The 18,372-nt window shown below is 64.5% G+C and carries 17 protein-coding genes; 10 read left to right on the forward strand and 7 right to left on the reverse strand.

Annotated elements, in window-relative coordinates; translation table 11 throughout:
- Positions 1–8 precede the first annotated feature (8 nt).
- Both CAG46_RS01445 and pilM read right to left on the reverse strand, forming a co-directional pair.
- On the reverse strand, positions 9–545 hold the full coding sequence (locus CAG46_RS01445; protein ID WP_085614605.1) for a PilN domain-containing protein: 537 nt from the start codon (positions 543–545) through the stop codon (positions 9–11).
- A complete protein-coding gene (pilM, locus tag CAG46_RS01450) occupies positions 542–1,423 on the reverse strand; it encodes a type IV pilus biogenesis protein PilM (RefSeq protein WP_085614604.1) in 882 nt (293 codons plus the stop codon). Before pilM ends, CAG46_RS01445 begins: the two co-directional genes overlap by 4 nt.
- Positions 1,424–1,630: 207 nt before the next feature.
- Here pilM and CAG46_RS01455 point away from each other — a divergent pair, with 207 nt between their 5' ends.
- A complete protein-coding gene (locus tag CAG46_RS01455; RefSeq protein ID WP_371917542.1) occupies positions 1,631–4,081 on the forward strand; it encodes a penicillin-binding protein 1A in 2,451 nt (816 codons plus the stop codon).
- A 190-nt stretch (positions 4,082–4,271) separates the two neighbouring features.
- On the opposite strand, the gene CAG46_RS01465 is transcribed toward CAG46_RS01455, so the two are convergent.
- The 3 genes from CAG46_RS01465 to rpmE form a co-directional block, all read right to left on the reverse strand.
- On the reverse strand, positions 4,272–5,540 hold the full coding sequence (locus tag CAG46_RS01465) for a malic enzyme-like NAD(P)-binding protein (protein ID WP_024087853.1): 1,269 nt from the start codon (positions 5,538–5,540) through the stop codon (positions 4,272–4,274).
- 177 nt (positions 5,541–5,717) lie between these two features.
- A complete protein-coding gene (locus CAG46_RS01470) occupies positions 5,718–6,539 on the reverse strand; it encodes a thermonuclease family protein (RefSeq protein ID WP_085614602.1) in 822 nt (273 codons plus the stop codon).
- 2 nt (positions 6,540–6,541) lie between these two features.
- Entirely contained in the window at positions 6,542–6,757 is a 216-nt protein-coding gene (gene rpmE, locus CAG46_RS01475; RefSeq protein ID WP_003257833.1) for a 50S ribosomal protein L31, read from the reverse strand.
- Positions 6,758–6,924: 167 nt separating this feature from the next.
- Here rpmE and CAG46_RS01480 point away from each other — a divergent pair, with 167 nt between their 5' ends.
- The 3 genes from CAG46_RS01480 (at position 6,925) to CAG46_RS01490 (ending at position 11,799) form a co-directional block, all read left to right on the forward strand.
- Positions 6,925–9,144: a primosomal protein N' gene (locus CAG46_RS01480; protein WP_085614601.1), complete on the forward strand. Its 2,220-nt coding sequence runs from the start codon at positions 6,925–6,927 to the stop codon at positions 9,142–9,144.
- A 218-nt stretch (positions 9,145–9,362) separates the two neighbouring features.
- On the forward strand, positions 9,363–11,099 hold the full coding sequence (argS, locus tag CAG46_RS01485) for an arginine--tRNA ligase (protein WP_013974613.1): 1,737 nt from the start codon (positions 9,363–9,365) through the stop codon (positions 11,097–11,099).
- A 1-nt stretch (position 11,100) separates the two neighbouring features.
- On the forward strand, positions 11,101–11,799 hold the full coding sequence (locus tag CAG46_RS01490; protein ID WP_025340965.1) for an SPOR domain-containing protein: 699 nt from the start codon (positions 11,101–11,103) through the stop codon (positions 11,797–11,799).
- 144 nt (positions 11,800–11,943) lie between these two features.
- Here CAG46_RS01490 and CAG46_RS01500 read toward each other — a convergent pair whose 3' ends face one another.
- Entirely contained in the window at positions 11,944–12,363 is a 420-nt protein-coding gene (locus CAG46_RS01500; RefSeq protein ID WP_013974614.1) for a TM2 domain-containing protein, read from the reverse strand.
- A gap of 166 nt (positions 12,364–12,529) precedes the next feature.
- On the opposite strand from CAG46_RS01500, the gene CAG46_RS01505 reads away from it, so the two are divergent.
- On the forward strand, positions 12,530–13,165 hold the full coding sequence (locus CAG46_RS01505) for a C40 family peptidase (RefSeq protein ID WP_025340966.1): 636 nt from the start codon (positions 12,530–12,532) through the stop codon (positions 13,163–13,165).
- Positions 13,166–13,292: 127 nt separating this feature from the next.
- Here CAG46_RS01505 and CAG46_RS01510 read toward each other — a convergent pair whose 3' ends face one another.
- Positions 13,293–14,291 (reverse strand): type IV pilus twitching motility protein PilT, encoded by a 999-nt coding sequence (locus tag CAG46_RS01510; RefSeq protein WP_085614600.1) that lies wholly within the window; start codon positions 14,289–14,291, stop codon positions 13,293–13,295.
- Between the two features lie 65 nt (positions 14,292–14,356).
- Between CAG46_RS01510 and CAG46_RS01515 the strand changes: the two genes are divergently transcribed.
- The 5 genes from CAG46_RS01515 to metW all read left to right on the forward strand — a co-directional run bounded on the left by CAG46_RS01515 (position 14,357) and on the right by metW (position 18,368).
- Positions 14,357–15,043 carry a YggS family pyridoxal phosphate-dependent enzyme gene (locus CAG46_RS01515; RefSeq protein WP_075046651.1) on the forward strand — a complete coding sequence of 229 codons (687 nt, stop codon included), beginning with the start codon at positions 14,357–14,359 and terminating at the stop codon, positions 15,041–15,043.
- A gap of 38 nt (positions 15,044–15,081) precedes the next feature.
- Positions 15,082–15,900 (forward strand): pyrroline-5-carboxylate reductase, encoded by an 819-nt coding sequence (gene proC / locus CAG46_RS01520; RefSeq protein ID WP_025340969.1) that lies wholly within the window; start codon positions 15,082–15,084, stop codon positions 15,898–15,900.
- A 10-nt stretch (positions 15,901–15,910) separates the two neighbouring features.
- Positions 15,911–16,501, forward strand: coding sequence for a YggT family protein (locus tag CAG46_RS01525; RefSeq protein WP_013974619.1), 591 nt, complete (start codon positions 15,911–15,913; stop codon positions 16,499–16,501).
- Positions 16,502–16,600: 99 nt separating this feature from the next.
- Positions 16,601–17,740 (forward strand): homoserine O-acetyltransferase, encoded by a 1,140-nt coding sequence (locus CAG46_RS01530; RefSeq protein ID WP_085614599.1) that lies wholly within the window; start codon positions 16,601–16,603, stop codon positions 17,738–17,740.
- A gap of 7 nt (positions 17,741–17,747) precedes the next feature.
- On the forward strand, positions 17,748–18,368 hold the full coding sequence (gene metW / locus CAG46_RS01535) for a methionine biosynthesis protein MetW (protein WP_015272149.1): 621 nt from the start codon (positions 17,748–17,750) through the stop codon (positions 18,366–18,368).
- Positions 18,369–18,372: the final 4 nt, after the last annotated feature.

Raw genomic sequence — 18,372 nt, forward strand, 5'->3', positions numbered from 1 at the left:
TGCAGCATTCACGACCAGAACGCCGAAACGCGCGCGCCCAGCAGGAATTCATCGCCGCCCGGCAGGCTCCTGATGCGCTTGAGCTCCAGACCAACCAGCGCACTCGAGCGGCTCAGGTCCCGCATGAACTGCGCTACCACGGCACCGGACGTGGCCAGCCCGGTCATCTGCAGGCTGCCGTCTTCCAGGCTGAGGTCGAGCAGTTGCACACCCACTGGCAACGCCCGCTCGAGGTCAGCGAACACCCCGGCCAGAACATCCTGGTTGGCACGCAGGCCTTCCAGCGCCGCCGCACGTGCCAGTAGCGCCTCATGCTGCGCACGCACATCGGCCAGCGGCTGCAATTGCTCGCCCAACACCTCAAGGGCCGCCTGGTGCCGGATATTGGCCAGCGTCTGCTGCTGCCCGCGCTGGCGGGCTAGCTGGTCGACCAGCGTCACGCCACACAGGGCCAGCAGCGCGCCGGCGACCAGTCGCCTGCGGAAAGACCGCAACGCAGCCTGGCGTTGCCGTTCGCGCCAGGGCAGAAGGTTCAGCCGCATCATCGGCGCAACCCTCCGAGAGCCAGGGCGCACGCCAGGATCATCGCGCCATCGACGTGTTCCACGCGCGCCAGGTCGGGTACCAGGCGACACGGCAGGTTCAACCGGGAGCCGAGGCTCTGCAATTGGCCCGGCTCGATCGGAGAACGGCTGGCGATCAACAAACAATCGGGCAAAGGCTCACCGGCGAGCAGGGCCAGCAGGCGCTCCGGTAGCGCCCCCGCTATCGTCGACAGCCCCAGGTTCAGCTCACGCCGTTGCTGAGGCCGACCCGACTGCCAGCCATGAAGGGTGGTGCTTTGCGCCTCGATACGCAGCAGCGCCGAGCTTTGGTGCCTGCCCAGCGGCAGCATGCGCCCCAAGGCAATGCTGTCGACCTCCACGGCCTCCAGTTGCAACCCTGCCTCCTCGACGATGCCCTCAAGTGGCGCCAGTGCACTCTGCCGACACGCAGCCACCATCACCTCGGCGCAGCCTGGCTGGACGCTAGAGCCTCCCAGGACCTGAAAATCCAGGGCCAGGTCTTCCAGCGGAAATGGAAACAGCCGTTCGGCGTCAGCCAGCAGTTGCGCCTCCATTTCTGCCCCGCCCTGTTCCACTGGCAGGTGGCACAGCTTGCAGATCACCTGGTTGCCCGGCAGTGCCAGCGCGACCCGGCGCTGCCTGAGGCCGCTGCGGCGGTAGGCGCGCCTCAAGGCAGCCGCCACGGCGCCAGGCTCTGCCGCCCAGTCACCGCCAGCCGGTGATTCGAACGGTTCTTGTACCGAGGCAAGCACCCGGCAGCGCCGGTTACGCCGCTGCAGTTGCACAATCCGAACGGAGTCGGGGGCAATTTCCACCCCCACGAGTGAACCGGCATCCTTGCCGAAGCGTCCTAGCATCGTGGCATCCTTGTTGTCTGTCGCCGCCATCTGTCGCGGCTACCTGCCCCAACCCCGCGTCAACACTAGGCCGCGCCGGCCCATCGAGGCGACAGGCAGCCTGGCCGGTAACCCGGAGAGGCGAAAAAATGCTTATAATGCCCAGCGTTTTTTGGTCCGCCGGACCTGCGTGCAATCCACTCCCAACCTGGACACCGAAAAGCCTTGATACGTCTGCTGAAGTTCTTCTGGTGGTCTTCCGTCGCAGTCATTTGCGCGCTCGTACTCGGTGTGAGCGGTGCGTTTCTGTATCTTAGCCCCAGCCTGCCCTCGGTCGAGTCGCTCAGAAGCATCCAGTTGCAGATCCCCCTCAGGGTGTACAGCAGCGACGGCAAGCTGATTGCCGAGTTCGGCGAAATGCGCCGCTCGCCGATCCGCTTCGCGGAAATTCCCCCACAATTCATCCAGGCGCTTCTGTCGGCCGAGGACGACAATTTCCTCAACCACTATGGTGTCGACCCCAGCAGCCTGATGCGCGCCGCGACTCAGCTGGTGAAAACCGGCCATATCCAGACCGGCGGCAGTACCATCACCATGCAGGTGGCGAAGAACTTCTTCCTCACCAGCGAGCGCAGCTTCTCGCGCAAGACCAACGAGATTCTGCTGGCCCTGCAGATCGAGCGTGAGCTGACCAAGGACGAGATCCTCGAGCTGTACGTGAACAAGATCTACCTGGGTAACCGCGCCTACGGTATCGATGCCGCCGCGCAGGTGTACTACGGCAAGTCGATCCGCGACGTGAGCCTGGCCCAGATGGCGATGATCGCCGGCCTGCCCAAGGCACCCTCGCGCTTCAACCCGCTGGCCAACCCGGTGCGCGCCAAGGAGCGCCGCGACTGGATCCTCGGCCGCATGTACAAGCTGGGCAAGATCGACGAAGCCAGCTACCAGGCAGCCCTGGCCGAGCCGCTCAACGCCAGCTACCACGTGCCCACACCTGAGGTGAATGCACCTTACATCGCCGAAATGGCCCGCGCCGAAATGGTCGGCCGCTACGGCAGCGACGCCTACACCGAAGGCTTCCGCGTCACCACCACGGTGCCCAGCGACATGCAGGAAATGGCCAACAAGGCCATCCTCAACGGCCTCTCCGACTACGATGAGCGCCACGGCTACCGCGGCCCCGAAGCGCGCTTCCCGGGCCGCACCCAGGCGGCCTGGCTGCAGGAACTGGGCAAGCAGCGCAGCCTTGGCGGCCTGGAGCCGGCCATCGTCACCCAGGTCGAAAAAACCGGCCTCAAGGTACTGACCCGCAGCGGCCAGGAAGAGCTGGTAGCCTGGGACACCATGAAATGGGCGCGCCCGTTCATCAATAGCAACTCCCAGGGCCGTGCGCCGCAGTCGCCGGCAGACGTGGCCCAGGTCGGCGACCTGGTGCGCCTGCAGCGCCTGGAGGATGGCAAGTTCAAGTTCAGCCAGGTGCCTGGCGCGCAGAGTGCGCTGGTCACCCTCGACCCTTACAACGGCGCCATCCGCGCCCTGGTCGGCGGCTTCTCGTTCGAGCAGAGCAACTACAACCGCGCCATGCAGGCCAAGCGGCAGCCGGGCTCGAGCTTCAAACCGTTCATCTACAGCGCCGCCCTGGACAGTGGCTACACCGCATCCAGCCTGGTCAACGACGCACCGATCGTGTTCGTCGACGAGTATCTGGACAAGGTCTGGCGACCGAAGAACGACACCAACACCTTCCTTGGCCCGATCCGCATGCGCGAAGCGCTGTACAAGTCGCGCAACCTGGTGTCGATCCGCCTGCTGCAGGCCATGGGCGTGGACCGCACCATCGACTACATCGCCAAGTTCGGCTTCAACAAGCAGGACCTGCCGCGCAACCTGTCGCTGGCACTGGGCACCGCCACCCTGACCCCGATGGAAATCGCCACAGGCTGGAGTACTTTCGCCAACGGCGGTTACAAGATCACCCCGTACCTGATCGAACGCATCGAAAGCCGCAGCGGCGAGACGCTGTTCACCGCCAACCCGGCCCGGGTACCGCAAGGTGCCGAGGACCAGGCAGGTGTGGCCGCGCCCGAACAGCCGATCAGCACCGCCGCCATGCCGGGCGAGGCACCCGCAGTCTTCAGCCAGGTGGCGTCTGCACCGCAGGCGCCGGCTGTGGCCGAGCAGATCATCGACGGGCGCACCACCTACATCCTCACCAGCATGCTGCAGGACGTGATCAAGCGCGGTACCGGCCGCCGGGCGCTGGCCCTGGGCCGCACCGACCTGGCAGGCAAGACCGGTACCACCAACGAGTCCAAGGACGCCTGGTTCTCCGGCTACAACGCCGACTACGTGACCACCGTGTGGGTCGGTTTCGACCAGCCCGAAACCCTTGGTCGCCGCGAGTACGGCGGCACCGCGGCATTGCCGATCTGGATGAGCTTCATGGGCGCAGCCCTCAAGGACAAGCCTGCGCATGCGCCGGCAGAGCCGGAAGGCATCCTCAGCCTGCGCGTCGACCCGGTCAGCGGCCGTGCCGCTTCGCCGAGCACACCGAATGCCTACTTCGAGCTGTTCAAGGCCGAAGACTCGCCGCCGTCGGTGGACGAACTGGGCACTGGCGCAGCACCGGGCAGCCCGTTGCCGGCGGATGAAGCGGCGCCGATGGATCTGTTCTAAGAGCCCTCGAAGGCAACACCGACCCTGTGGGAGCGGGCATGCCCGCGAACACCGGCGTAGCCGGTGCCAGCCTCCGCGTTGGATTCTTCGCGGGCACGCCCGCTCCCACAAAGGCCGCGCCAACCCCACCGGCAAACAAAAAAGCCCCGGCTCATACGAGCCGGGGCTTTTTTATGTCGCCAGGCAGCAATCAGCCTTTGAACACGTCATCCACGCTGGTCAGCGGGTAGTGCTTCGGATACGGCAGGGTAGCCACGCCGGATTCGATGGCGGCCTTGGCCACAGCGTCGGAAACGACGGTGATCAGGCGAGCGTCCAGCGGCTTCGGAATGATGTACTCACGGCCAAATTCCAGAGCCTGTACGCCGTAGGCGTCGCACACTTCCTTCGGCACTGGCAGCTTGGCCAGGTCTTTCAGGGCGATGGCGGCGGCAATCTTCATTTCTTCGTTGATGCGCTTGGCGCGAACGTCCAGGGCACCACGGAAGATGAACGGGAAGCCCAGTACGTTGTTGACCTGGTTCGGGTAGTCGGAACGACCGGTAGCCATGATCACGTCGCTGCGAGTGGCATGCGCCAGCTCTGGCGAGATTTCCGGGTCCGGGTTCGAGCAGGCGAACACGATCGGGTTGGCAGCCATCGACTTCAGGCCTTCGGCGCTCAGCAGGTTCGGGCCGGACAGGCCTACGAACACGTCAGCACCGTCGAGGGCGTCAGCCAGGGTGCGCTTGTCGGTGGCGTGGGCGAACTGCGCCTTGTACTGGTTCAGGTCGTCACGGCCAGCGTGGATCACGCCGCTGCGGTCGATCATGTAGATGTTCTCGACCTTGGCGCCCATGCTCACCAACAGCTTCATGCAGGAGATGGCAGCAGCGCCAGCACCCAGGCAGACGATCTTGGCGTCTTCCAGCTTCTTGCCGGCGATTTCCAGGGCGTTGATCATGCCGGCCGCGGTCACGATGGCGGTACCGTGCTGGTCATCGTGGAATACCGGGATGTCGCACTGTTCGATCAGGGTGCGCTCGATTTCGAAGCACTCAGGCGCCTTGATGTCTTCGAGGTTGATGCCACCGAAGGTGATCGAGATGCGGCGAACGGTGTCGATGAACGCCTGCGGGCTTTCCGATTCCACTTCGATGTCGAACACGTCGATACCGGCGAAACGCTTGAACAGAACACCCTTGCCTTCCATGACCGGCTTGGAAGCCAGTGGGCCGAGGTCACCCAGACCGAGGATGGCGGTGCCATCGGAAATCACCGCAACCAGGTTGCCTTTGCCGGTGTATTTGTAAGCCAGCTCTGGATCACGGCCGATTTCACGCACGGGCTCAGCAACACCTGGGCTGTAGGCCAGGGCGAGGTCACGGGCGGTGGCGGTGGGCTTGGAGAGTTCGACGCTCAGTTTCCCCGGACGAGGTTGAGCGTGATATTCGAGAGCGGCGGTTTTCAGGTCTGACATGGTGGGCATTCCGCTATTTACTGTTCTGACGGACCGCCGAGGATACGCAAAGAGCCGGGGAGCCACAAGACTGGTCGGTCACTTGTGTCAAGGCCTTTAGCCTACGACTTTACGCTATAACCCACGGGGCATACGGCTAACAGTGTGTACAATCTAATAGCGAAATGTCTACATCTTTTAGCCTGAAATGCGCTCCAACATGCTCGGATCGGTCAACGGCAACAGCCAGCGTCGCTGCCCGGGCTTGAGGCCGCCCTTGCGGGAACGATCCAGCACCCAGCCACGCGCCTCGACTTGGCGTCCCTTGAGGTTATCGAAGAAGCTGGCGGGGAAGTTGCGCTGCAGACGAGCGGGAACCTGCAGCACCACCGCACTGTCCAGGTTCAGCCAGACCCCGCCACGGTTGCGCTCCACGTCTTCGATGCGGCCGGCAATGACCGCGAAACCCGACTGCCGGACATCCCCGGCACGCACCACCGGCGAACGACGCCACAGCCCGGAGCCAGCCTTGCGCGCAGCCTGCTCGGCAAGCTGCTGGCAAGCGCTGAGGCGTACATTGGGGGCAACCGCGACGCGATAGCCCAAGCCCTCGCTGAGCAACTGTGCTTCGATATTGTCGCCATTGCGGGCGTAGATATGCGCCAGCGTGCGGCCGTAATTGTCCTTGGCCTCGACGCCCGGCTCCAGCCCGACACGCCCGTCGCTGGCCTTGACCAAGGCCTGCAAACGCTGCCTGGCGGCCTCGGCATAGGGCTCGCTGGTGCGCCCGTTACGGCCGATTTCCGGGGCATTGATGCCGATCAGTCGCACGCTGCGGCCATCGACCAGACGCAAGGTATCGCCATCGACCACCTGGCGCACCGCCACCTGCTGAGGGCTGCCTGGTAGCGGGCAGAACGCCAGGGCCGGGAAATGCCAGATGACGCCCATAAAAAAGGCGCCCACAAGGGGCGCCTTTTTTTGCAGCAATGCGAAACCCGAGGGGTTCGCCATGCGCATGATTACTTCTTGGTACCGAACATACCGAAGCGATCGGCGAACTTCTGTACGCGACCACCGGTGTCCAGGACTTTCTGCTTACCGGTGTAGAACGGGTGGCACAGGTTGCAAACGTCGATCGCCAGGGTGCTGCCCAGGGTCGAACGGGTTTCAAACTTGTTGCCGCAGCTGCAGGTGACTGCAACTACTTCGTAGTTCGGATGAATATCTGCTTTCATGGTCACTTCCTCGAGCTGCGTGCCGCCACCCAACACCAATTGTTGAATACCGCACGTAATTAGGCGGCGAATAATACCAGAGCATCACGCCAACGCAAGTTGTCGCTTGCACCGACCGTCGTCTGCTAGGCTCGCCAGTCTTTGAAACGCCCTCCGAGACTTTCCGCGTGTCCGACGTCATCCTGCGCCTTGCCCTGCCCTCCCCGCTGCGTCGCCTGTTCGACTACAAGGCGCCGGCAAGCATGGCGCGCCAGGCCTTGACCCCGGGCATGCGCATTCGCGTGCCATTCGGCCGCCGCGAAATGATCGGCGTGCTGGTGGAGGTGTGCGAGCAGAGCGAAGTGCCCGCCGACAAGCTCAAGCCGGCCAGCGCCCTGCTCGACCCGGTGTCGCCGATCCCGCCGTCACTGTTCAAGTTGTGCCTGTGGACCGCCCAGTACTACCAGCACAGCCTGGGTGACACCCTGAGCTGGGCCTTGCCGACCCTGCTGCGCCAGGGCGAACCCGCCGAGATGCGCCAGGAGCGCTTCTGGCACGTCGCCCCCGGCGCCCGCCTGGAAGACCCGCGCATCGCCCGCGCACCGCGCCAGCGCGATGCCCTCAAGACCCTGGCCCAGCACCCGCACGGCGTGGCCCATAGCCTGCTGGCCAAGCTCAACCTGAACAAGGACAGCCTCGACCTGCTGCTGGCCAAGGACCTGGTGCAGATCGAGGTCCGCCGCCACCTGCCCACGCTGCGCCACGAACACTGGCTGGCACAGCCGGAACTGCCGCTCAACGAAGAGCAACGCGACGCCTTCGACGCCGTGCGCGAAGGCTTTGGCGGCTTCGGCGCCTTCCTGCTGGCCGGTGTCACCGGCAGCGGCAAGACCGAGGTGTACCTGCAGCTGATCCGCGAAACACTGGAAGCCGGCAAGCAGGCCCTGGTGCTGATCCCGGAGATCAACCTCGGCCCGCAGACCCTGGCCCGCTTCGAGCAACGCTTCAACGCCCGCATCGCCCTGCTGCATTCGGCGGTGAACGACCGCGAACGCCTGGATGCCTGGCTGGCAGCCCGGGACGGCGAGGCCGACATCATCATCGGCACCCGCTCGGCGCTGTTCACGCCGATGAAGAACCCCGGCCTGATCATCATCGACGAGGAGCACGACGGCTCCTATAAACAGCAGGAAGGCCTGCGCTACCACGCCCGCGACCTGGCGCTGGTGCGCGCCCACCAGGAAAACGTCCCGATCCTGCTCGGCTCTGCCACGCCATCGCTGGAAACCCTGCACAACGCCCTGACCGGCCGCTACCGCCTGCTGCGCATGAACCAGCGCGCCGGCGGTGCCCGCCCGCCGCGCATGCTGCGCCTGGATGTGAAGAGCCTGCCGCTGGACAGCGGCATCAGCGGCCCACTGCAGCAGGCCATCCGCCAAACCCTGGAAGCGGGCCAGCAAGTGCTGGTGTTCCTCAACCGCCGCGGTTTCGCCCCGACCTTGCTGTGCCACGATTGTGGCTGGCTGTCCGAATGCCCGCGCTGCGATGCGCGCATGACCGTGCACCAGCGCTCCGGCGTGCTGCGCTGCCACCATTGCGGCTATGACGAGCGTCTGCCGCAGCAGTGCCCGCAGTGCAACCACGTTGACCTGCGCCCGGTCGGCGCCGGCACCGAGCGTGCCGAGGAACGCCTGAAAGTGCTGTTCCCGGATTACCCGATCCTGCGTGTGGACCGCGACAGCACGGCGCGCAAGGACGCCATGCACAACCTGTTCAGCACCATCCAGCGCGGCCAGCCGAGCATCCTCGTCGGCACCCAGATGCTCGCCAAGGGCCATCACTTCCCGCGGGTGACCCTGGTGGCCATCCTCGATGCCGATGGCGGGCTGTTCTCCGGCGATTTCCGCGCCAGCGAACGCATGGCGCAGCTGATCGTGCAGGTTGCCGGGCGGGCCGGGCGGGCCGAGGAACCCGGCAAGGTCATCATCCAGACCCACCTGGCCGACCATCCGCTGCTGGTGCAGCTTACCGAGCAGGGCTACTTCGCCTTCGCCGAGCAGGCCCTGGACGAACGCCGCGCCGCCGGGCTGCCGCCTTACTCGCACCTGGCGCTGCTGCGCGCCGAAGCGCACAAGCCCGGGCAGGCCGAAGGTTTCCTCGACGAGGCCTGCGCCGCCGCCGAGCGCCTGGTGGCCGAACAGCGCCTGCCCGGCATCGAGTTGCTGGGGCCGGTGCCAGCACCGATGGAGCGCCGCGCCGGGCGCTTCCGCGCGCAACTGTTGATACAGGCCAATACGCGGGCGCCTTTGCATCGACTGATCAGCGCCTGGTTGCTAGTGTTGGAGCAGATGCCGAGCGGGCGCCAGGTGCGGTGGTCGCTGGATGTCGACCCGGTAGACCTGTACTGAATCGACCGGCCTCATCGCCGGCAAGCCAGCTCCCACAGGTTGCGCGCGCTCTTCTGTGGGAGCTGGCTTGCCGGCGATGAGGCCCTCGAACACAACATGGAACCCTTGATGGTTGCACCCCAAAGGTTGGCAACCCGCCCCCAGCCACGGATAATGCCCAGTTTTTCCACCTGCGCATCCAAGCGCTCCACCGCGCTTGCGGTCGAAAAGAGATCCCCATGAAAGACACCATTCGCCAGCTGATCCAGCAAGCCCTCACCCAACTCGTCACCGACGGTGTGCTGCCTGAAGGGCTGTCGCCGGCGATCCAGGTGGAAAACGCCCGGGACAAGACCCACGGCGACTTCGCCAGCAACATCGCCATGATGCTGGCCAAGCCGGCCGGCATGAAGCCGCGCGACCTGGCCGAGAAACTGATCAATGCCCTGCCGGCCAGCGCCGACATCAGCAAGGTCGAGATCGCCGGCCCCGGCTTCCTCAACTTCTTCCAGAACACCGACGCCTTGGCCAACCGCCTGGATGCCGCACTGGCCGACGCCCACCTGGGCGCGCGCAAGGCCGGCCCTGCGCAAAAGGTTGTGATCGACATGTCGGCACCCAACCTGGCCAAGGAGATGCACGTCGGCCACCTGCGTTCGACCATCATCGGTGACAGCGTGGCCCGCGTGCTGGAGTTCCTCGGCGATGACGTGATCCGCCAGAACCACGTGGGCGACTGGGGCACCCAGTTCGGCATGCTGCTGGCCTACCTGGAAGAAAACCCGATCACCAGCGACGAGCTGTCGGACCTGGAAAACTTCTATCGCGCCGCCAAGAAGCGCTTCGACGAGTCCGAAGAATTCGCCACCCGCGCCCGCGGCCTGGTGGTCAAGCTGCAAGCCGGCGACCCGGACTGCATGGCCCTGTGGACGCGCTTCAAGGACATTTCGCTGTCGCACTGCCAGAAGACCTACGAGCTGCTCAACGTCAAGCTGACCATGGCCGACGTGATGGGTGAAAGCGCCTACAACGACGACCTGGCCAACGTGGTCGCCGACCTCAAGGCCAAGGGCCTGCTGGTCGAAGACCAGGGCGCCCAGTGCGTGTTCCTCGACGAGTTCAAGAACAGTGAAGGCGAACCACTGCCGGTGATCGTGCAGAAGGCCGACGGCGGCTACCTGTACGCCACCACCGACCTGGCTGCCGTGCGCTACCGCAGCAACGTGCTCAAGGCAGACCGCGCCCTGTACTTCGTCGACCAGCGCCAGGCCCTGCACTTCAACCAGGTGTTCGAAGTTGCACGCCGCGCAGGCTTCGTCGGCCACCCGATGCAGATGGAGCACATGGGCTTCGGCACCATGAACGGCGCCGATGGCCGCCCGTTCAAGACCCGTGACGGCGGCACCGTGAAGCTGATCGACCTGCTCACCGAGGCCAAGGAGCGCGCCTACGCGCTGGTCAAGGAAAAGAACCCGAGCCTGGCCGACGAAGAACTGCGCCACATCGGCGAAGTGGTTGGCATTGGCGCAGTGAAGTACGCCGACCTGTCCAAGCACCGCACCAGCGACTACAGCTTCAACTTCGAGCTGATGCTCAACTTCGAAGGCAATACCGCGCCTTACCTGCTGTACGCCTACACCCGCGTGGCCGGCGTATTCCGCAAACTGGGCAAGGGCTTCGATGAAGTCGACGGCAACATCGTGCTGCAGGCTGCCCACGAGCAAGACCTGGCCGCGCGCCTGGCGCAGTTTGGCGAAATCCTCAACAACGTCGCCGACAAGGGCACGCCGCACGTGCTGTGCAGCTACCTGTACGACCTGGCCGGCCTGTTCTCCAGCTTCTACGAGAATTGCCCGATTCTTGCCGCCGAAACCCCGCAGCAGCAGCAGAGCCGCCTGCGCCTGGCGGCGCTGACCGGCCGCACTCTCAAGCAAGGTCTGGAACTGCTCGGCCTGGAAACCCTGGAGCGCATGTAAGTTGGCTGCCAAGAAAAAACCCGCACCCAAACGCGGCGCCAGCCGCCAGACGGCGCCGGCCAAGCAGCCGATCCCCGGTTGGGTATGGCTGGCGGTTGGCCTGACCGTAGGCGCGTTCATCGTGTTCCTGATGAAGCTCGAGCCCGGTGGCGAAGACATCAAGCGCACCAAGCCCGAGCAGCAGAAGGCGGAGAAAGTGGCCGAAGCCGGCAAGCCGGCGCAGGCCACCCCGCAGCAGCCGGTGAAGCCGAAGTACGACTTCTACACGCTGCTGCCGGAGTCTGAGGTGATCGTGCCGCCGGAGGCCGTGCCAGAGAAGACGCCACCCGTCCCGGCCCAGCCGGTGACCCCGGTGACGCCGGCCGAAGCGGCGAAGATCGACACGGCGCGAGCCCAGGCGGCGCTGATGGGCCAGACCCCGCCACCGGCACCACCGGTGATCAAGCCGGCGGCAACCACCCAGTTCTTCCTGCAGGCTGGTTCGTTCCGCAAGCAGGCCGATGCCGACAAGGTGCGCGCGCAGATCATCCTGCTGGGTCAGTCGGTGAAGGTGGAGTCGGGCACGGTCAAGGACGAAACCTGGTACCGCGTACTGGTGGGCCCGTTCAGCAACCGCGAGCAGCTGACCGGGGCGCAGAAGCAACTGGCTGGGGCAGGTTTCAGCAACCTGCTGCTGCAACAGCGGCAGACCCGTCAGTAACCTGCGTTTGCGGCCCTGTGGGAGCGGCCTTGTGTCGCGAAAGGGCCGCAAAGCGGCCCCAGGATTTCAGCGGTGCTGCTGAGCATGCTGGGGCTGCTTTGCAGCCCTTTCGCGACACAAGGCCGCTCCCACAAGGGCTGTGCGTCAACCCCGGCCCGCATTCCGCTCGGAAACCTGGCTGTTCAGCGTCCAGAAGTCATACAGCACCCCCACCAGGAACAGCCCGCCGGTAAAGAAGTAGATGATCGCGGTGATCCACTTGCCCTGATACAGCCGGTGCAGCCCAAACACCCCGAGGAAGGTCAGCAGGATCCAGGCGATGTTGTAGTCAATGCGCCCGGACTGGAACCTGAGGTCGGCTTCACGGTCCATGGACGGGATCAGGAACAGGTCGATCAACCAGCCGATGCCCAGCAGGCCCAGGGTGAAGAACCAGATGGTGCCGGTTACCGGCTTGCCGTAATAGAAACGATGCGACCCGGTAAAGCCGAAAATCCATAGCAGGTAGCCAATGGTCTTGCTGTGGGTGTCGTGAAACGGCGCCCCCTGTTGATAACTGTTCATTCATAGCCCCTGTGGGTTATCCGAAAATTTTCTAAGAAAAAATGTGACTTTCTTGTCGCAGGCCGACGTACGGCACCTGGACAATCGACCAACGGATCAAAGATTGATCAAAAAGCTGTTATAAAGTTGCGCGCCCAACACATAACTATTCATAAGAGCTTCATCTATGCCGCCTTTACTCAAGACATGGCTGACCCTCTGCCTATTATTGCCCCTGGCCGCCCACGCCACCAATCGTGAGCAACGTCTTCCCAATGGTTTTACCGGCTACACCACCAACGCCTCGGTAAGACACGCACCGGTCAAGCAGACCGCGCTGCGCACCCGCCCAAGCAATGCCGCCAGCAGCCGCAGCGTGCCCGGTGCGCCGGTCGCCGCCATGTCGCCGAAGCAGAGCAGCGATGTGCTCAGCCGTGCGGTGAATGTGCTCGGCACCCCTTATGTCTGGGGCGGCAGCAGCCCGAAGAAAGGCTTCGACTGCAGCGGGCTGGTCAAATACGCCTTCAACGACGTCGCCGACGTCGACCTGCCGCGCACCTCCAATGCCATGGCCCAGGGCCACGGCGTCAAGGTAGCCAAGGGTGACCTGAAGCCAGGTGACCTGATTTTCTTCAACATCAAGAGCCGCCGGGTGAACCACGTTGCCATCTACCTGGGCAACGACCGCTTCATCCATGCTCCACGCCGTGGCAAGCGGGTAAGCATCGACACCCTGAGCAAGCCTTACTGGCAGAAGCATTACGTGGTGGCCAAGCGAGTGCTGCCGAAAGAACAGCAGCAGCTGAACCTGGCCAAGCGCTGATCTGATCGGCGCTCTCCTGTATCGGCCTCTTCGCGGGTAAACCCGCTCCCACAGGTACACCACAGCATTCGAAGGCTGTGTTATCCATGTGGGAGCGGGTTTACCCGCGAAAGGGCCAGCACAGGCACTATAGATCGCTGATCAGCCCCCTCTCCTTCAACCCCCGCATCGCCCCTTCCATCGTCCGCATCCCGTCCGCACCACCCGCCTGCATCACCGAACACAACTGCGCCATCCGCCCCTCCCGAACCAAGTTACGCACCGCTGACGTCACCACCAGCACTTCCCGCGCAGCAACCCGCCCACCGCCCGCACGCCTGACCAGCACCTGCGCCACCACCAGGCGCAACGACTCGGCCAGCATCGCCCGCACCAGCGGCTTCTCTTCGGCAGCGAACACCTCCACCAACCGGTCAATACTGCTCACCGCCGAACGCGTATGCACGGTCGCCAGCACCAGGTGTCCGGTCTCGGCCGCGCGCAAGGCCAGGCGAATGGTTTCAAGGTCGCGCAGCTCACCGATCATGATCACATCCGGGTCCTGACGCAGGGCACTGCGCAGCCCCTGGGCGAACCCACCACAATGGCGGCCGACCTCGCGCTGGTTGACCAGGCTGCGCTGGCTACTGTGGATAACCTCGACAGGGTCTTCGAGGGTGATGATATGCAGAGCCCGATCGCGGTTCAGCTGGTCAAGCAGTGTCGCCAATGTGCTGGACTTGCCGCTGCCGGTCGGCCCACCCACGAGGATCAAGCCATCGCTACACTGCGCAACAGCTTGAAACACATCCCCCAGGTCGAGTTCATCGAGCGTGGCGATATGCCCCGGGATCAGGCGAAAGGTGGCCGCAGGGCCATGCAACTGGCGAAACAGGTTCAGCCGAAAGCGCCCCAGCACCGGCAATTCCAGCGCCAGGTCCAGCTCATCACCCTGGGCCCACTGTCGGCGCTGGTCTTCATCCAGCATGGGTGCCATGCCCTCAGTCAAGGCGGCAGGGCCCAAGGTCGGCAGGGCCATGCGCTGCAGCTCGCCATCCAGGCGCAGCATCGGTATCTGGCCCGCCGCCAGGTGCAGGTCGGAAGCCCCCGCATCCACGGCCCGGGCCAACAGGTCGGTCACATCCATGAGACTCCCCAAAGGCCTTCAAGTAGGTAGAATGCCGCAAACCCCACAGCCGCCGGCATCAGTCCATGTCCACCCTAGCAGACAACCTTTCCGCTATTTCCGCCCGTATCGCCAGCGCTGCCCAGGCTGCCGGGCGTGAACCGGCCAGCGTCCAGTTGCTGGCCGTGAGCAAGACCAAGCCAGCCAGCGCCATCCGCGAGATCCACGCCGCCGGCGTGTGCGATTTCGGGGAAAACTACCTACAGGAAGCGCTGACAAAGCAGCAGGCACTCGGCGACCTGCCCTTGATCTGGCACTTCATCGGCCCCATTCAGTCGAACAAGACCAAAGCCATCGCCGAGCATTTCGACTGGGTACATTCCGTGGACCGCCTGAAAATCGCCCAACGCCTCTCGGAGCAGCGCCCGGCCGGGCTGGCGCCACTGAACATCTGCCTGCAGGTGAACGTCAGCGGCGAAGACAGCAAGTCCGGCTGCGCCCCCGCCGACCTGCCGGCCCTGGCCAAGGCGGTAGCCGCGCTGCCCAACCTGCGCCTGCGCGGGCTGATGGCCATCCCAGAACCCACTGATGACCGCGCCGCCCAGGAAGCCGCCTTCGCCACCCTGCGCCAGTTGCAGGAAGGCCTTGGCCTTGGCCTGGACACCCTTTCCATGGGCATGAGCCACGACCTGGAAGCGGCCATTGCACAGGGTGCGACCTGGGTGCGTATCGGTACCGCCCTGTTCGGTGCCCGCGACTACGGGCAGCCCTGATTCCATGCTTTACTCACTCTTTCCCACAAGGACCTGACATGAGCAAGACTCGTATTGCCTTTATCGGCGCCGGCAACATGGCCGCCAGCCTGATCGGTGGTCTGCGTGCCCAGGGCCTGGACGCCTCGCAGATCCGCGCCAGCGACCCGGGCGCCGAAACCCGCAGCCGCATCCAGGCCGAGCACGGCATCGAAACCTTCGAGAACAACGCCCAGGCCATCGATGGTGCCGACGTCATCGTCCTGGCGGTCAAGCCCCAGGTCATGAAAGCCGTGTGCCAAGCCCTGCAACCGAACCTGCAGGATGGCCAGCTGATCGTTTCCATCGCCGCCGGCATCACCTGCGCCAGCCTGCAAAGCTGGGTCGGCGCTCGCCCGGTAGTGCGCTGCATGCCCAACACCCCGGCACTGCTGCGCCAAGGCGTCAGCGGCCTGTACGCCACCGCGGAAGTATCCAGCGAACAACGCCAGCAGGCCGAGCAACTGCTGTCGGCCGTGGGCACCGCCCTGTGGCTGGAGCAGGAGCAGCAACTGGACGCCGTGACGGCTGTCTCCGGCAGCGGCCCGGCGTATTTCTTCCTGCTGATCGAAGCCATGACCGCGGCCGGCGAAAAACTTGGCCTGCCACGTGAAACCGCCTCACAGCTGACCCTGCAGACAGCCTTGGGCGCCGCACGCATGGCGGTTGCCAGCGATGTCGATGCTGCCGAACTGCGCCGCCGTGTCACCTCGCCTGCCGGCACTACCGAAGCGGCGATCAAGTCGTTCCAGGCCAGCGGCTTCGAAGCCATCGTCGAACAGGCGCTGCAGGCTGCGGCTACACGTTCCGCCGAGCTGGCCGAACAACTGGGCAAATAAGGAGCCTTAGATGAATGCACTGTCCGGCGCCGCGATCTTCGTGGTGCAAACCCTGGTCAGCCTGTACCTGGTGATCGTCCTGCTGCGCTTCGTCTTGCAGCTGGTCAAGGCCAACTTCTACAACCCGCTGTGCCAGTTCGCCGTGCGCGCCACACAACCGCTGCTCAAGCCGATCCGCCGGGTCATCCCAAGCGTTGGTGGGCTGGATACCTCGTCGCTGCTGTTGTCGGTGGTCATCCAGGCGTTGTTGATGGCTTTCGTGCTGATGGTCACCTACGGCACCTTCGGTGACATCCTGCACCTGCTGATGTGGGCCATCATCGGTATCACCTCGCTGTTCCTGAAGATTTTCTGGGTCGCGATGATCGTCATGGTGATCGTGTCCTGGGTTGCTCCCAACAGCCACAATCCGGCGGCCGAGCTGGCCTACCAGATCAGCGAACCGGTGCTGGCGCCGTTCCGCCGCATCGTGCCCAACCTGGGCGGCATGGACATCTCGCCGATCTTCGCCTTCCTCGCGATCCAGGTGATCCAGTCGTTCGTCATGCCGCCGCTGGCCGCCTATGCCGGCATGCCACAAGAGCTGTGGCGGATGATTTGAGCCTCACCTGACCCTGGTTGCTTCCAGCGACAAGCCTCTGCTTGCCGCTGGGGGTAGCGCTCTTTAGACTTACGCCTCCGTCAAGCGTGAGCAGGGTCGATGTCCACTGTCTTTCCCGAAGATTCCGTCGGTCTGGTAGTACCGCAAACCGCCCGGTTCGATGAACCGCTGGCACTGGCTTGTGGCCGCTCCCTGGCCAGTTACGAACTGGTCTACGAGACCTATGGCACCCTGAACGCCAGCGCGAGCAACGCCGTGCTGATCTGCCATGCCCTTTCCGGCCACCACCATGCCGCTGGCTACCATGCCACCACCGACCGCAAGCCGGGCTGGTGGGACAGCTGCATCGGCCCTGGCAAGCCGATCGACACCAACCGCTTCTTCGTGGTCAGCCTGAACAACCTGGGCGGCTGCAACGGCAGCACCGGCCCCAGCAGCATCAACCCGGCCACCGGCAAGCCCTATGGCGCCGACTTCCCGGTGCTGACCGTGGAAGACTGGGTGCACAGCCAGGTGCGCCTCGCCGAGCGCCTGGGCATCCAGCAGTGGGCCGCCGTGGTCGGTGGCAGCCTGGGTGGCATGCAGGCGCTGCAGTGGACCATCAGCTACCCCGAGCGCGTGCGCCATTGCGTCGACATCGCCTCGGCGCCCAAGCTGTCGGCACAGAACATCGCCTTCAACGAAGTGGCACGCCAGGCCATCCTCACCGACCCCGAATTCCACGGTGGTTCGTTCCAGGACCAGGGCGTGATCCCCAAGCGCGGCCTGATGCTGGCGCGCATGGTCGGCCACATCACCTACCTGTCGGATGACTCGATGGGTGAAAAATTCGGCCGCGAGCTGAAGAGCGACAAGCTCAACTACGACTTCCACAGCGTCGAATTCCAGGTCGAGAGCTACCTGCGCTACCAGGGCGAGGAGTTTTCCGGGCGCTTCGACGCCAACACCTACCTGCTGATGACCAAGGCGCTGGACTACTTCGACCCCGCCGCCGCCCAGGGCGGCGACCTGGCGGCCACCCTGGCCCACGTCAAGGCGGATTACTGCATCATGTCGTTCACTACCGACTGGCGCTTCTCCCCGGCCCGTTCGCGCGAGATCGTCGACGCCCTGATGGCCGCGCGCAAGAACGTCTGCTACCTGGAGATCGACTCGCCTTACGGGCACGACGCCTTCCTGATCCCCACGCCTCGCTACATGCAGGGTTTCTCGAACTACATGAACCGCATTGCCATCTGAGGACAGCATGAGAGCCGATCTGGAAATCATCCACGACTGGATCCCCGCCGGTAGCCGGGTACTCGACCTGGGCTGCGGCAGCGGCGAACTGCTGGCCTCGCTGCGCGACCGCAAGCAGGTCACCGGCTATGGCCTGGAGATCGACGCCGACAACATCGCCGCCTGCGTGGCCAAGGGCGTCAACGTCATCGAGCAGGACCTGGACAAGGGCCTGGGCAACTTCGCCAGCAACAGTTTCGACGTGGTGATCATGACCCAGGCCCTGCAGGCCGTGGAGTACCCCGACCGCATCCTGGACGAGATGCTGCGCGTGGGCCGCCAGTGCATCATCACCTTCCCCAACTTCGGCCACTGGCGTTGCCGCTGGTACCTGGCGACCAAAGGCCGCATGCCGGTTTCGGACTTCATGCCGTACACCTGGTACAACACGCCAAACATCCACTTCTGCACCTTCGCCGACTTCGAAGAGCTGTGCCACGAGCGCCGCGCCAAGGTGCTAGACCGCCTGGCGGTCGACCACTTGCACCGCAACGGGTGGGGTGGCCGGCTTTGGCCTAATCTTCTAGGTGAGATCGGCATCTACCGCGTCAGCAGCCCGGGCCTGCAAGAACATCAGCTCGCGGTCTGACGCC

The sequence above is a fragment of the Pseudomonas sp. B23(2017) genome, from assembly GCF_002113725.1.
GTDB classification, from domain to species: Bacteria; Pseudomonadota; Gammaproteobacteria; order Pseudomonadales; family Pseudomonadaceae; genus Aquipseudomonas; species Aquipseudomonas putida_Z.